General features: G+C 73.6%; 12 protein-coding genes. All 12 read left to right on the top strand.

The window, feature by feature from the left end; genetic code table 11:
* Positions 1-206: 206 nt before the first annotated feature.
* The 12 genes from E1281_RS03705 to E1281_RS03760 all read left to right on the top strand — a co-directional run bounded on the left by E1281_RS03705 (position 207) and on the right by E1281_RS03760 (position 13,842).
* Entirely contained in the window at positions 207-3,065 is a 2,859-nt protein-coding gene (locus E1281_RS03705) for a nitrate- and nitrite sensing domain-containing protein (RefSeq protein ID WP_131875697.1), read from the top strand.
* On the top strand, positions 3,062-3,517 hold the full coding sequence (locus E1281_RS03710; RefSeq protein WP_131875698.1) for a roadblock/LC7 domain-containing protein: 456 nt from the start codon (positions 3,062-3,064) through the stop codon (positions 3,515-3,517). Before E1281_RS03705 ends, E1281_RS03710 begins: the two co-directional genes overlap by 4 nt.
* Positions 3,518-3,520: 3 nt before the next feature.
* Entirely contained in the window at positions 3,521-3,901 is a 381-nt protein-coding gene (locus E1281_RS03715; protein WP_131875699.1) for a DUF742 domain-containing protein, read from the top strand.
* On the top strand, positions 3,882-4,517 hold the full coding sequence (locus E1281_RS03720; protein ID WP_131875700.1) for an ATP/GTP-binding protein: 636 nt from the start codon (positions 3,882-3,884) through the stop codon (positions 4,515-4,517). The genes E1281_RS03715 and E1281_RS03720 overlap by 20 nt, the downstream gene beginning before the upstream one ends.
* 78 nt (positions 4,518-4,595) lie before the next feature.
* The gene (locus E1281_RS03725; RefSeq protein WP_131875701.1) at positions 4,596-7,253 is read left to right on the top strand and encodes a nitrate- and nitrite sensing domain-containing protein; all 2,658 of its coding nucleotides are present in this window, start codon (positions 4,596-4,598) and stop codon (positions 7,251-7,253) included.
* A complete protein-coding gene (locus tag E1281_RS03730) occupies positions 7,250-7,696 on the top strand; it encodes a roadblock/LC7 domain-containing protein (protein WP_131875702.1) in 447 nt (148 codons plus the stop codon). The genes E1281_RS03725 and E1281_RS03730 overlap by 4 nt, the downstream gene beginning before the upstream one ends.
* Position 7,697: 1 nt before the next feature.
* The gene (locus E1281_RS03735) at positions 7,698-8,102 is read left to right on the top strand and encodes a DUF742 domain-containing protein (RefSeq protein ID WP_207943082.1); all 405 of its coding nucleotides are present in this window, start codon (positions 7,698-7,700) and stop codon (positions 8,100-8,102) included.
* On the top strand, positions 8,083-8,685 hold the full coding sequence (locus E1281_RS03740; RefSeq protein ID WP_131875704.1) for an ATP/GTP-binding protein: 603 nt from the start codon (positions 8,083-8,085) through the stop codon (positions 8,683-8,685). The genes E1281_RS03735 and E1281_RS03740 overlap by 20 nt, the downstream gene beginning before the upstream one ends.
* A 217-nt stretch (positions 8,686-8,902) precedes the next feature.
* A complete protein-coding gene (locus E1281_RS03745; protein ID WP_207943083.1) occupies positions 8,903-10,090 on the top strand; it encodes an ROK family transcriptional regulator in 1,188 nt (395 codons plus the stop codon).
* 66 nt (positions 10,091-10,156) lie between these two features.
* Positions 10,157-11,701 (top strand): sugar ABC transporter ATP-binding protein, encoded by a 1,545-nt coding sequence (locus E1281_RS03750; protein WP_131875705.1) that lies wholly within the window; start codon positions 10,157-10,159, stop codon positions 11,699-11,701.
* Positions 11,698-12,726, top strand: a complete 1,029-nt coding sequence (locus tag E1281_RS03755; RefSeq protein WP_131875706.1) for an ABC transporter permease — start codon at positions 11,698-11,700, stop codon at positions 12,724-12,726. The genes E1281_RS03750 and E1281_RS03755 overlap by 4 nt, the downstream gene beginning before the upstream one ends.
* A 42-nt stretch (positions 12,727-12,768) precedes the next feature.
* Positions 12,769-13,842: an ABC transporter substrate-binding protein gene (locus tag E1281_RS03760; RefSeq protein ID WP_131875707.1), complete on the top strand. Its 1,074-nt coding sequence runs from the start codon at positions 12,769-12,771 to the stop codon at positions 13,840-13,842.
* The last annotated feature ends 33 nt before the right edge of the window (positions 13,843-13,875 follow it).

The following is a 13,875-nucleotide window of genomic DNA, read 5'->3' on the forward strand; positions in this document are numbered from 1 at the left end:
GGCGACAGGGGGAAATGAAGCAAATTGTCCGAATTTGCCCGCTATCTCTTTGTCGCGGTTCGGTCTCTCCAGTGCGGTCCGGTGCTTAGCCGCAGGTGGCAAGGAATGGCCGCAATACGTACGAAAGGCTCCAAAGGGGTTGCGGTTCGGTCGTCGCCCGCCTTTATGATCCAGGGACCCTCCGCGCCGGAACGTTCTGAGGTCTCATGGAACCCGTTTCATCCAGGGGGGACGCCCCCCAGGACCCCACGGCGAAGAACGGCCGGCGCCGCCGGCGGTTCCGCCGTGCGGACGGGCGGTCCGGCGGCCGGCGCCCGCGCCCCGTCCGGACGCGCTCGATCCGGACGAAGGTCGCCGCGCTGCTGCTGGTGCCGCTGCTGTCCCTCGTCGTGCTGTGGGGGTACGCCGCCAACGTCACCGGCCGGGACGCGCTCGCCCAGCGCAACTACCACACGCTCGACCGCAAGTTCGCGCCGAGCGGGCAGGGCGTCCTGGTGGAGCTGGGCAAGGAGCGCCAGGCGTCCGCGGTGTTCCTCAGCACCCCGCGCGCGAAGGCGCCCGCCACGCCGAACTCGCTCGTCCTGCAGCGCGGCCGTGTGGACGACGCCGTCGCCCGCTTCCGCCGCGAGGCCACCTCGGCCGAGGCGCGCGACGCCACCACCGCCGCGATGGAGGAGCGCGTCGACGACGTCCTCACGTCGCTCGGCGGGCTCACCGGACTGCGGTCCGCGGTCGACGGCCGCTCCGTCGAGCGGCTGACCGCGATCCAGAACTACAGCACCATGGTCGACGACATGCACCGGCTGTACGACGGCCTCGTCGTCATCGACAACGCCGACCTGTACAACTGGACGCTGTCCACCCGGCACGCGGGCCGCGCCATGGAGCTGCTCCAGCGCGAGAACGCGCTGATCGCCTCGGCCCTCGTCACCGGCGGCCGGATGACCGCGGCGGAGCACCGGCTGTTCGTGGAGATGGTGGGCGAGCAGCGCTGGCAGTGGGTCAAGCAGCGCTCGCTGCTCGACCCGGAGGTCTACGCGACCGGGACCGCGCAGGTGTTCTCGTCCCCCGTCTACCAGGGCTTCAGGGGGATCGAGGACCGGATCGCCGACGCCGATCCGCGCACGCCGCTTCCCGTCCGGGGCGACGAGTGGCAGCGCGCCGCGCAGCAGCTCGTGTCCATGGTCAACACCATGGTGCTGAGCAACTCCCAGCGCGCGGGGGAGCGGGCCGACGAACTCGGCCGGGCCGCCTACATCCGGCTCGGCGCCGTCGGCGGGCTCGGCCTGCTGGCGGTCCTCGCCTCGGTGCTGCTGTCGCTGCGGTTCGGGCGCGGCTTCGTCCGCGAGCTCGTCGGGCTGCGCGGTTCTGCCGAGGAGCTGGCCGACCGCCGCCTGCCCGCCCTCGTCGACCGGCTGAGCCGCAACGAGGGCGTGGACGTCGGCGCGGAGACGCCGCCCCTGGACACCGGCCGCACCACCGAGGTCGCCCGGCTCGCCGAGTCGTTCTCCAAGGTGCAGCGCACCGCCGTCGACGCCGCCGTCGGCCAGGCCGAGCTGCGGGCCGGGGTCAGCCGCATCTTCCTCAACATCGCGCGCCGCAACCAGTCGCTCCTGCACCGCCAGCTCGCGATGCTGGACGCCCTGGAGAGCCGGGCGGAGCCCGACGACCTCGAGGACCTGTTCCGGATCGACCACCTCACCACCCGCATGCGGCGGCACGCGGAGAGCCTGATCATCCTGTCCGGCGCCACTCCGGGCCGCGGCTGGCGGCATCCGGTGCGCTTCGCCGACGTGCTGCGCGCCGCCGTCTCGGAGATCGAGGACTACACCCGCGTCACCGTCCTCACCGAGTCCGAGGACGGGCTGGTCGGCCCGGCCGTCACCGACGTCATCCACCTGCTGGCCGAGCTGCTGGACAACGCGGCGACGTTCTCCCCGCCCAACACCGAGGTGCGGCTGATGGCCGAGCGCGTCGGCGTCGGGTTCGCCATCGAGGTCGAGGACCGCGGCCTCGGCGTGAAGGCCGAGCGGCTCGACGAGGCCAACCGGCGGCTCGCCGAGCCGCCCGACTACGACCTGGTCGACACCGACCAGCTCGGGCTGTTCGTCGTCGCGCGGCTGGCCGCCCGGCACGACGTCACGGTGTCGCTCCAGCGGTCCCCGTACGGCGGCGTGACCGCGATCGTGCTGCTGCCGCACGAGCTGGTGGTGCCCGCCGAGCACATGGCGGCCGCCATGCTGCCGCCGGCGTCCGAGCCCGGCCTGGACGACGAGTCCGGTCCGGGTGAGCAGGGCCCGGGTGAGCACGTTCCGGGTGAGCACGGCCGGGACCGGCGCGGGGCGGGCGCGCCCGCGGCGGCCGGTGGCGGGGCGCCCGGCGACCGGGAGCCCGCGCTGGTGCCCGCGCCGCGGGGCGAGGCCGTCGTCCCGCTGCGCGAGACCGAGACGACCGGCCGGTTCGCCTCCCTGCCCGCGCGGGAGCCGCACCGGCGCCGGCGGGGCGCCGAGGGCGGCGCCGGGCGCCCGGAGGCCCCGCCCGCGCTGCCGCAGCTGGCCGGGCCCGCGGCGCCGTGGGGCCCGCCCGGGAGCGCCGCGCCCGGCGACCCGCCCGGCCCCGCGCCGAACCCCTGGTCGGACGAGGCCGTGCCGGTCGCCGAGCCCGCGCCGCCCGAGCCGTTCGGACCGGCCGGAGTGGACGTCGGCGAGGTCGTGGACGCGGACGAGGTCATCGACGCCGACGAGATCGTCGACGCGGACGTGGCCGAGGACCCCCACGAGGACTGGCAGCCCGCGGTCACCCGCGCGCAGCTTGCGGGAACCCACGCGGGGCTGCCGCGCCGCAAGCGGCAGGAGAGCCTGGCGCCGCAGCTGCGCAAGAGGCCCCCGCCGTCCCCGCCGCGCGTCAGCGAGGGCGCGTCCGGGGACATCGCACGCTCGCCGGAGGAGGCACGTTCGCTGATGGCATCGATACAGCAGGGCTGGCGGCGCGGACGCGCGACGGACGTGGGAGACCACGCCGGGGACACCAGGGGGGACAGCGTGGGGGACGAGGAGACGCGATGACGCACAACACCGCGACGGGCGAGCTGAACTGGCTGCTCAACGACTTCGCCGGACGGGTGGCGCCGGTGCGGCAGGCGGTGATCCTGTCCCGTGACGGCCTGGCGATCGCCGCGTCCACCGAACTCGGCCGCGAGGACGCCGAGCACCTGTCCGCGCTGGCGTCCGGCGTGCAGAGCCTCGCGCGCGGCGCGGGCCGGCACTTCGCCGGCGGGAACGTGCGCCAGACCATCATCGAGATGGACGCCCTGCTGCTGTTCGTGACGGCCGCCGGCGACGGCACCTGCCTCGCCGTGCTGGCCGAGGGGGAGGCCGACGCCGGCCTCGTCGCCTACGAGATGGCGGTACTGGTGAAGCGCGTCGGCCAGCACCTGGAGGCCGGCCCCAGGTTCGGAGGCGGGCACCCGGGTGAGGGCTTCGGGGCCGCCGGGGGGCCCGCGCAGCGGGGCCTGTGACCGATGGCGTCGTCGGCAGAGCGGTGGCTGGACCGGGAGGCCGGTCCGGTCGTGCGTCCGTACGCGCGGACCCGGGGACGGACCCGTCCGGAGGGCGAGGGCTTCGAGCTGATCGCGGTCGTCGCGGCCACCGGCGTCCCGCCGGGCGACCGGCTGCGCTACAGCCCCGACCACACGCGGGTCCTGCGCGGCTGCGCGCGTCCCGTCGCGGTCGTCGACCTGTCGGCCGACCTCGGCCTGCCGATCGGCGTCGTCCGGGTCCTGCTCGGCGACCTGCGGGACGAGGGCCTGGTCGCGGTCGTCGCCGCGGCGGAGTCCGCCGAGGGCAGCCGTCCCCCGAACGGAGTGCTGCGGGAGGTGCTCAATGGTCTACGCGCCCTCTGAGGGGCCGGGTGCGGGCGCCCGCCTCGTCACGACGAAGATCCTCATCGCCGGCGGGTTCGGCGCCGGGAAGACCACGATGGTCGGCTCGGTCAGCGAGATCCGGCCGCTGCACACCGAGGAGCCGCTGACCGACCGCGGCGTCGGGGTCGACGACGTGGCCGGCGTGGGCGACAAGTCGACGACGACGGTCGCGATGGACTTCGGGCGGATCACCCTGTCGGAGCAGCTGCTGCTCTACCTGTTCGGCACCCCCGGCCAGGAGCGGTTCTGGTTCATGTGGGACGAGTTGGCGGCGGGCGCGATCGGCGCGGTCGTGCTGGCCGACACCCGGCGGCTGACCGGCTGCTTCCCGGCCATCGACTACTTCGAGCGCCGCGGCGTCCCGTTCGTCGTGGCGGTCAACTGCTTCGACGGCCGGCGGACGCACCGGGCCGAGGACGTCGCGATCGCGCTCGACCTGGATCCGGGCGTCCCGGTGCTGCTGTGCGACGTCCGGCGCCGCGAATCGTCGAAAGAGGTTCTGGTCGCGCTGATGGAGCACGTCCTGACCTGGACGGACACGCAGGAGGTGCCGGATGGCTCGCGTCCGCCTGATCGCCGGGAAGCCGCGACGTAGTAGGCTCCCGCACACCCCCGTACTCCACGCATCGGGAGGTTTCCCCCGCATGTCCCGCCCCCGAGTGCCGAATCCGTGATGGCCACCCGCTTCTCCTCCATCCGGGCGAGGATCACCCTGCTGGTCCTCGTGCCGCTGCTGGCGCTGGCCTCGCTGTGGGTCTTCATCACCGGCGTCACCTACGGCGACGCGCACCAGCTCCTGCAGAGCCGGGACTTCCAGCAGAAGACCGTGCTGCCCACGCAGCGGCTCATCGACGGCCTGCAGAAGGAAAGACGCCTGTCGATGGCCGCGCTCGGCGGCGCCCGCCCGGCCGACCAGGGGCCGCTGCGCACGCAGCGGCAGGCCACCGACAAGGCGGTCCGGGAGGTCCGCGCGGGCAGCCGGGACCAGGGCCTGCGCGACTCGATCCTCCCCCGGGTCGTGGAGCGGATGGACGGGCTCGTCGGCCGGCTCGGCGACCTGCGCGGGCTCCGCGCCGGCGTGGACGACCGGACCACCGGCCGCGAGCGCGTCCTGCACCGGTACAACGAGATCATCGACGCGGGCTTCGCCGTCTACCAGGCGACCACGCCGGCGGAGGGGTCCATCACCGCGCGGGCCCAGACGCTCACCTCGTTCGGCCGCGCCCGCGAGTACATGGCGCGCGAGGACGCCCTGCTCACCGGGGCGCTCGCCGCGGGACGCATCACCGCGGCCGAGCGCGCCCAGTTCGCCAGGCTCGTCGGGGCGCACCACGCGATCCACGCCGACAGCGCGCTGGACCTGGCCGCGGAGCACCGCGCGAGCTTCGAGCGGCTCATGGCCTCGCCGGCGTCGGCCCGGCTGATGGCGCTGGAGAACGCGGTCATCAACGGCGCCGAGCCGCCGCCCGCGGCGCGCGGGCAGGGCGCGCAGCAGGGTCGGGCGGGCACGGGCGACGTGACCGTCATCGAGCCCGCCGCCTGGCGGTCCCTGTTCGACACCGCCAACGGCGAGATGTACGAGCTGGAGAACGCCTTCCTCGACGACCTCACCGACCACGCCCACGGGATCGCGGTCGGCGCCTTCACGCGGCTCGCCCTCGCCGGCGGCCTCGGGCTGGTCGCGATCGTGCTGTCGTCCTTCATCGCGGTCCGGGTCTCCCGGCGGCTGGTGCGCGAATGCCGCGTGCTCGCCGGCGGCGTGGTCGACTTCACCCAGGCGCGGCTGCCGAGGCTGGCCGACAGCATCCGCTCCGGGCGGGGCGCCGACCCCGAGCCGGAGTTCGTGGCCGGCTACCGGATCAACGAGATCCGGCAGATCGCCGAGTCGTTCGACCGCGCCCGCGATGCCGTCGTCCGGGCAGCCGAGAGCGAGGTGGCGGCCCGCCGCGGCATCAGCGAGGTGTTCGTCAACCTCGCGCGCCGCAACCAGGCGCTGCTGCACCGCCAGCTCAGCCTGCTGGACTCCATGGAGCGCCGCACCGAGGACCCGTCGGAGCTGTCGGACCTCTTCCGCCTCGACCACCTCGCGACCCGGATGCGCCGGCACGCGGAGGGCCTGGTGATCCTCGCCGGCAAGACGGCGGGGCGCGGCTGGCGCCGCCCGGTGCCGCTGGTGGACGTCGTCCGCGGCGCCGTCGCCGAGGTCGAGGACTACCCGCGCGTCCGGGTGCAGCCGCTGCCGCGGGTCGCGCTGCTCGGCTCCGCCGTCGCCGACGTCATCCATATGCTCGCGGAGGTGGTGGAGAACGCCACGACGTTCTCGCCGCCGCAGTCGCCGGTGCGGGTCAGCGGCCACCAGGTCGCCAGCGGTTTCGCGATCGAGGTCGAGGACCGCGGTCTCGGGATGACCGAGGAGGCGCTGCGCGCCGCCAACGCGCGGCTCGTCGATCCGCCCGAGTTCGACCCGTCCGACAGCGCCCAGCTCGGGCTGTTCGTCGTGGCGCGGCTGGCCCAGCGGCACGGCATCCAGGTCACGCTCCGGACGTCCCCGTACGGGGGGACGACCGCGATCGCGCTGATCCCCGGCTCGCTCATCGTGGAGGCCGCCGAGCCCGAGCCGTTCGCGCGCCGCGCCACTGGACCGATGCAGAAGGTTCCGAGCGGCGCCCCGGCGCTCGCCGTGTCCGCGCGCCCGGCCGTCGAGGCGCCCCGTACCGAGTCGGCCCGCACCGAGTCGGCCCGCACCGAGTCGGCCCGCACCGAGTCGGCCCGCACCGAGTCGGCCCGCACCGAGTCGGCCCGTGCCGATTCGACCGGCACCGATCCCGGCCTGGTCCGGCTGGTCGGGCCCGGGTCCGCGCCCCCGGAACCCGAGGCGCCCGCGCCCCGGACCGGGCCCGAACCGGCCGAGGCGAGTGCGGAGGCCGCGCCCGAGCCCGCGCCCCCGCTGAAACCGGGCGAGCTGCCCAAGCGGCGGCGGCAGCAGCATCTGGCGCCCCAGCTCAAGAAGCGGGTGGACGAGCGCCTGGCCGCCCAGGGCAAGGCCCCGCCCGGCGAGCCCCCGCCACCGGCGGAGCCGGCCGGGCCGCCGCCCGCACCCGAACCGGCCGGGATGCCGCTCTCCGCGCCCGTCCCGGCGGACGCGGCGCCGCCCGCACCGGAGAGCGGACCGGCGGCGGAAGGCCCCGAGGACGACGCACGCTCGCCCGAGACGATGCGATCGATGATGTCCGCCATGCAGCGTGGCTGGCAGCGTGGCAGGCAGGACGCGGCCGACGCCGAGGCGGAGACCGCGCGGAACCCAGCCGACCAGGAGGACGACACCCCATGACAGGAGCCCAGCACTCCGGCACGGAGGCCCGGGGCGGAGCCGGCGGCGAGCTGAACTGGCTGCTCGACAGCCTCGTCCAGCGGGTCGCCCCGGTGCAGAACGCGGTGGTGCTGTCGAGCGACGGCATGAAGATGGCCGCGTCGAGCGGGCTGGCCAGGGAGGAGTCCGAGCACCTGGCCGCCGTGGCCGCCAGCTTCCAGAGCCTCGCGCGGGGGGCGGGGGAGACGTTCGGCGGCGGGCCCGTCCGGCAGACGATCGTGGAGATGGAGTCGTCGTTCCTGTTCGTCACCGCCGCGGGGCACGGCGCCTGCCTGGCCGTCCTCGCCGCCGCCGACGCCGACCTCGGGGTCATCGCCTACGAGATGGCGATGCTCGTGACCCGTGTCGGGCAGCACCTCTCGGCCGACCCGCGGGTCGCCGCGGCCGATCCGGGCGGCGTGTGAGGTGGACGGGCGAGGCGGTGGCGCCTGGTACGACGAGGCGGCGGGACCCGTCGTCCGCCCGTACGCGCTCACCGGAGGACGGACGCACTACGACGGCGTCGAGTTCGATCTGGTGGCGCTGATCGCCGCGGTGGAGCCGCCCGCACAGGACGGCGACTCCTCCGCTCTCGCGGCGTCCCCCTGGGCGCCGGAACCGGAACATCTCATGATCTTGGAGCTTTGCCGCACCCCGTTGTCGGTCGCCGAGATAGCGTCGGATCTGGAACTTCCCCTCGGGGTCGTCCGTGTCCTGCTCGGTGACCTGTTCGACCATTCGCTGATTCAGGTCCGGCGCCCCGCGCCGGTGGCGCAGTTCCCCGGCGAGCGCGTACTCAAGGAAGTGATCGATGGAATCCGTGCGCTCTGACGCGGCCGCCGCCCAGGGCGATTCCGCGCTGACGGTCAAGATTCTCGTGGCCGGCGGTTTCGGTGTCGGCAAGACGACCCTGGTGAGCGCGGTGAGCGAGATCCGTCCGCTGCGGACCGAGGAGGCCCTGACCGAGAAGAGCATCGGGATCGACGACACCAGCGCGGTCGCCGCGAAGACCACGACGACGGTCGCGATGGACTTCGGGCGGATCACGCTGCCGAACGGCCTCGTGCTGTTCGTGTTCGGGACGCCCGGCCAGGACCGGTTCTGGTTCATGTGGGACGAGCTGGCCAAGGGCGCGCTCGGCGCCGTCGTGCTGGTGGACACCCGCCGCCTCGCCGACTGCTTCGCCTCGGTCGACTACTTCGAGCGGCGCGGCGTCCCGTTCATCATCGGCGTCAACCGGTTCGACGGGGCGGGAAACCACACCGCCCAGCAGGTCCGCGACGCCCTCGACCTTCCCCCCGAGATCCCGGTGATCTCGTGCGACGTCCGCGACCGGGAGGACGCCAAGCGGGTGCTCATCACCCTCGTCGAGCACATCATGCGCACGATGAGCGGCCGCCAGCCCGTCAGCTGACAGCGCCACGGCCGCCTGCCGGCCCGGTGACTCCGCCCCTGCCCGCCGCCGTGCGGGCAGGGGCTTTCTCTCGGTCATCTTTGTCCTCTGAGTGGAGAAAGTTTGATCACGATCATGAAAAGGTCTTCTCAAAGCGGCGAAAGCCGGTTACGTTCTCGCCATGAGACCGGGGTCACAGGTGCTCCGGTCGCGTCGCAGGACCCGAGAGGACGGCGTGATGCGGATGTCGGCTCGCCCGCAGAACGTGCATCAGGCACGCCTGCTGCGGCTGCTGCGCGACGAGGGGCCGCGCTCGCGGGCCGAGCTGGGCGACGTGGTCAGGCTGTCGCGGTCGAAGCTGGCCGTGGAGCTGGACCGGCTGGTCGAGCTGGGCCTGGTCGAGGGCGCGGGACTGGCGGCGTCCCGCGGCGGGCGCCGCTCCGGGATCGTGCGGCTGTCGCCGTACCTGCGGTTCGTCGCCTTCGATGTCGGGGCCACCTCGATCGACGTCGCGGTGACGGACGGCGCCATGGAGGTGCTCGGGCACGTCAGCGAGCAGTGCGACGTCCGGCAGGGCGCGACCGTGGTCCTCGACCGCGCCCTCGACCTGCTCGGCAAGCTGCGCGACGAGGGCCTGATCCCGCAGGTGCACGGCACCGGGATCGGCGTCCCCGGGCCGGTCAGCTTCCGCGACGGCATGCCGGTCGTCCCGCCGATCATGCCCGGCTGGGACCGGTTCCCGGTGCGGGACGCGATCGGCCAGGAACTCGGCTGCCCGGTGCTGGTCGACAACGACGTGAACCTGATGGCGCTCGGCGAGCTGCACTCCGGGCTGGCCCGCTCGGTCGACGACTTCCTCCTGGTCAAGATCGGCACCGGGATCGGCTGCGGCATCGTCGTGGACGGCGCCATCTACCGCGGCGTGTCCGGCAGCGCCGGGGACATCGGCCACATCCGCGTCGACGACGACGGGCCCCTCTGCGCGTGCGGCAACACCGGCTGCCTGGAGGCATACTTCGGCGGCGCGGCGCTCGCCCGGGACGCCGAGGCCGCGGCCCGGTCGGGGGAGTCGCCGCAGCTCGCCGCGCTGCTGGAGACCCACGGGGAGCTGTCGGGCGAGCACGTCGCCCAGGCGGCCGCCGCGGGGGACCCGGTCTCCGTGCAGATCATCCGCGCCGGAGGCCGGCACGTCGGGCAGGTGCTCGCCGGGCTGGTCAGCTTCTTCAACCCCGGGCTCGTCATCATCGCGGGCGGCGTCGCGGGCCTCGGCCACGCGCTGCTCGCCGAGATCCGCAGCGTCGTCTACCGCCGGTCCGCCCCGCTGGCGACCGGCAACCTCCCCATCGTCCTGTCCGAACTCGCCGGCGCCGCCGGGGTGGTCGGCGGTGCCCGCCTGATCAGCGACCACGTCTTCTCCGCCTCCTGACCCCTCCACGTCCCGACCCCTCCGCCGTGTCCCTCCCCCTGCGGCACCTTCCACCGAGGAGGCCCGATGGGCTCGTCCGAAACCGAACCGCTGCTGGAGATGCGCGGCATCGTCAAGCAGTTCCCCGGCGTCCGCGCGCTGGACGGCGTCGACCTCGACGTGCGTCCGGGCGAGGTGCACTGCCTGCTCGGGCAGAACGGCGCCGGGAAGTCGACGCTGATCAAAGTGCTCGCGGGCGCGCACCAGCCGGACCGGGGCGAGATCGTGTTCGCCGGCGAGCCGGTGCGGCTCGCCGGGCCGACCGCCGCGATGCGGGCCGGCATCGCGACCATCTACCAGGAGCTCGACCTCGTGGACGGGCTGTCGGTCGCGGAGAACATCTTCCTCGGCCACGAGAAGGCCGCGTTCGGCTTCACCCGGCGCGGCGACGCCGAGCGGGCGGCGCGCGAGCTGCTCGGCCGGCTCGGCCACGCCGAGATCCCGCCGCGCCGCGAGGTGGGGCGGCTGCCGGCGGCCGGCAAGCAGGTCGTCAGCATGGCCCGCGCCCTGTCGCACGAGGCGCGCCTCCTGGTGATGGACGAGCCGTCCGCCGCGCTCGCCCACGACGAGGTGGACAACCTGTTCCGCATCATCCGGGAGCTGACCGCCGCGGGCGTCGCGGTCATCTACATCTCGCACCGCCTGGAGGAGATCCGCGAGATCGGCGACCGGGTCACCGTCCTCAAGGACGGCAGGGCCGTCGCCGTCGGGCTGCCCGCCCAGAGCACGTCGACCGACAGGATCGTGTCGCTGATGACCGGGCGGGACGTCGAGTACGTCTTCCCCGAACGCCCCCCGTCCGCACCGGGCGACGACGACCGGCCCGAGGTGCTCCGCGTCGAGAACCTGACGCTGCCCGGCGCCTTCGAGGACGTCTCGTTCACCGTCCGCGCCGGGGAGATCGTCGGGCTCGCCGGGCTGGTCGGCTCCGGCCGCTCGGAGATCCTGGAGACCGTCTACGGGGCGCGGCGCCCCGCGCGGGGGCGGGTGCTCGTCGACGGCCGCCCGGTCCGTCCCGGGGACACCGGCGAGGCGGTCCGGCGCGGCATGGGCATGGCGCCGGAGGAGCGCAAGAGCCAGGCGCTGCTGATGAACGAGACCGTCGCCGGGAACATCAGCGTCGCGGGCCTGTCCCGGTACGCCTCGTTCGGCTGGCTCAGCCGCCGCCGCGAGCTCGCCGACGTGGACCGCCAGATCGAGGCGCTCGACATCCGCCCGCCCGACCCGAGGCGCCCGGTCGCGACGCTGTCGGGCGGCAACCAGCAGAAGGTCGTGCTGGCGCGCTGGCTGGCCGGCGCCGCCGGAGAAGGCCACGGCCTGCGCCTGCTGATCCTGGACGAGCCCACCCGCGGCGTGGACGTCGGCGCCCGCGCCGAGCTGTACGCGGTGATCCGCGAGCTGGCCGGGCGCGGGATCGGGGTGCTGCTGGTGTCCAGCGAGGTCCCCGAGGTGCTCGGCCTCGCCGACCGGGTGCTGGTCGTCCGCGAGGGACGCGTCGTGCACACCGCCGGCGCCGGCGAACTCGACGAGGAGGCCGTGCTCAACATGATCATGGAAGGGAGTGCCCTGTGACAGGGTCGCTGACCAAGCACGTCTCGCTGGGCAAGGCGGACGGCGGCGGGCCATGGCGGCCGTTCGGCGGCGGCGGCGCGGCGCGCGGGCCGGGGGAGATCCGGCATCTCGGACTGGTCGTCGCGCTGCTGCTGCTCGCGGGTGTCGGGCTGCTGACCGAGCGGGACAACTTCGCGACGTCGGGGAACCTGGTCGCGATCCTGGTGCTCGCCGCCACCATCGGCGTCATCACCGTCGGCCAGACCTTCGTGATCATCGGCGGCGGGATCGACCTGTCCGTCGGGTCGGTGATGGCGCTGGCGTCGGTGTGGGCGACGACCGTGGCGACGCAGTCGTACGGCCCCGCGGTGATGGCGCTGTGCGCGATCCTCGTCGGGACCGGCACGGGCGTCGTGACGGGCCTGCTGATCTCCTACGGGCGGCTCGTCCCGTTCATCGCCACGCTCGCGATGCTCGTCGCCGCGCGGGGCCTGGCGCAGCGGATGTCGGACCGCAAGACCCAGCTCGTCCGCCCGGAGAACGACGCCCTCGTGGGGCTGTCCACCACCCGGGTGCTCGGGCTGCCGCTCGTCGTGTACATCTTCGCGGCCGTCGCGCTCATCGGCTGGCTGCTGCTCAACCGCACCACGTTCGGACGCCGGACGTTCGCGGTCGGCGGCAACACCGAGGCGGCGCGGCTGGCCGGCATCAACGTCCGCCGCCACACCCTGATGCTGTACGCGCTGTCGGGGTTCTGCTGCGGGATCGCCGCGATCATCATCATGGCGCGGACCACCACGGGCTCCAGCACCCACGGCGACCTGTACGAGCTGGACGCGATCGCCGCCGTGATCATCGGCGGCACGCTGCTCACCGGAGGGCGGGGCACCATCGTCGGGTCGATCCTCGGCGTCCTGGCCTTCACCCTGATCACCAACCTGTTCATCCTGAACGGCCTGCAGACCAGCGACCAGCTGATCGCCAAGGGCGCGATCATCGTGGCCGCCGTGCTGCTGCAGCGCCGCGGGCTCCGCTCGCCCACCTGACGATCCACCTCCACCCCCACCCTTCACAACCAGGAGCACGTCATGCGTGAACAGCGCCCGAATCAGCAGGGCCCCCGTCCGAGCCGCAGAGGCGTCCTGTTCGGCGGCGCCGTCGTCGCGGCCGGGACCCTCGCCGCGGCCTGCACCAGCAACACCGAGGACGACCCGGAGCCCGCCGCCGGGGGCGGCACGCTCGCCGGCGACAACGACAAGGCGGGCAAGAAGGTCACGCTCGGGTTCTCCGCGCCCGCCGCGGACCACGGCTGGATCGCGGCGATCGCCAAGAACGCCGAGGAGCAGGCCAAGAAGTACTCCGACGTGACGTTCAAGCCGGTGGAGCCGACCAACGACATCAACCAGCAGATCTCCGCCGTCGAGTCGCTGATCAGCGCGAAGGTCAACGTGCTGGTGATCCTGCCCAACGACGGCGAGCAGCTCAACCAGGTCGGCCGCAAGGCCATGGACGCGGGCATCCCGGTCGTCAACCTCGACCGCGTCTTCCCCGACAACCTGTCGTACCGGACGTGGATCGGCGGCGACAACTACGGCATGGGCGTCTCGGCCGGCAACTACATCGGCAAGAAGCTCAAGGACAAGGGCGTCGCGGACCCGGTCATCGTGGAGATCCAGGGCATCGCGACGCTCCCGCTGACGCAGGACCGCAGCAAGGGCTTCGAGGACGCGCTGAAGGCCCACGGCTTCTCCGTCACCGCCAAGCAGGACGCGAAGTTCACCGTCGAGTCCGGCAACCAGGTCGCCTCCAACCTGCTCCAGGCGCACAACAAGATCGACGCCATGTGGAACCACGACGACGACCAGGGCGTCGGCGTGCTCGCGGCGATCAAGCAGTCCGGGCGCGACGAGTTCTTCATGGTCGGCGGCGCCGGATCCGCCAACGCGATGCGCGAGATCAAGAACGGCGGTGTGCTGGAGGCGACCGTCACCTACTCGCCGTCGATGGCCGCGTCCGCGATCAAGCTGGCCCGGCTGATCGCGCAGGGCAAGGGCATGACCGACCTGGTCGAGCTGCAGGTCCCGCAGTCGATCACACTGGCGTCCGAGACGATCACCAAGGACAACGTCGACCGCTACATGCCGCTCGGCTTCGAGTCCTGAGCGACGGGGGCGCCGGCGCGTCCGTCCGCACGC

The sequence above is a fragment of the Actinomadura sp. KC345 genome (assembly GCF_004348515.1).
Lineage (GTDB): Bacteria > Actinomycetota > Actinomycetes > Streptosporangiales > Streptosporangiaceae > Spirillospora.

Excerpts from the sequence above, each read along its gene's own strand:
- E1281_RS03705 (WP_131875697.1), top strand. The coding sequence starts at position 207 with ATGGAACCCGTTTCATCCAGGGGGGACGCCCCCCAGGACCCCACGGCG.
- E1281_RS03710 (WP_131875698.1), top strand. The coding sequence starts at position 3,062 with ATGACGCACAACACCGCGACGGGCGAGCTGAACTGGCTGCTCAACGAC.
- E1281_RS03715 (WP_131875699.1), top strand. The coding sequence starts at position 3,521 with ATGGCGTCGTCGGCAGAGCGGTGGCTGGACCGGGAGGCCGGTCCGGTC.
- E1281_RS03720 (WP_131875700.1), top strand. The coding sequence starts at position 3,882 with ATGGTCTACGCGCCCTCTGAGGGGCCGGGTGCGGGCGCCCGCCTCGTC.
- E1281_RS03725 (WP_131875701.1), top strand. The coding sequence starts at position 4,596 with ATGGCCACCCGCTTCTCCTCCATCCGGGCGAGGATCACCCTGCTGGTC.
- E1281_RS03730 (WP_131875702.1), top strand. The coding sequence starts at position 7,250 with ATGACAGGAGCCCAGCACTCCGGCACGGAGGCCCGGGGCGGAGCCGGC.
- E1281_RS03740 (WP_131875704.1), top strand. The coding sequence starts at position 8,083 with ATGGAATCCGTGCGCTCTGACGCGGCCGCCGCCCAGGGCGATTCCGCG.
- E1281_RS03745 (WP_207943083.1), top strand. The coding sequence starts at position 8,903 with ATGCGGATGTCGGCTCGCCCGCAGAACGTGCATCAGGCACGCCTGCTG.
- E1281_RS03750 (WP_131875705.1), top strand. The coding sequence starts at position 10,157 with ATGGGCTCGTCCGAAACCGAACCGCTGCTGGAGATGCGCGGCATCGTC.
- E1281_RS03760 (WP_131875707.1), top strand. The coding sequence starts at position 12,769 with ATGCGTGAACAGCGCCCGAATCAGCAGGGCCCCCGTCCGAGCCGCAGA.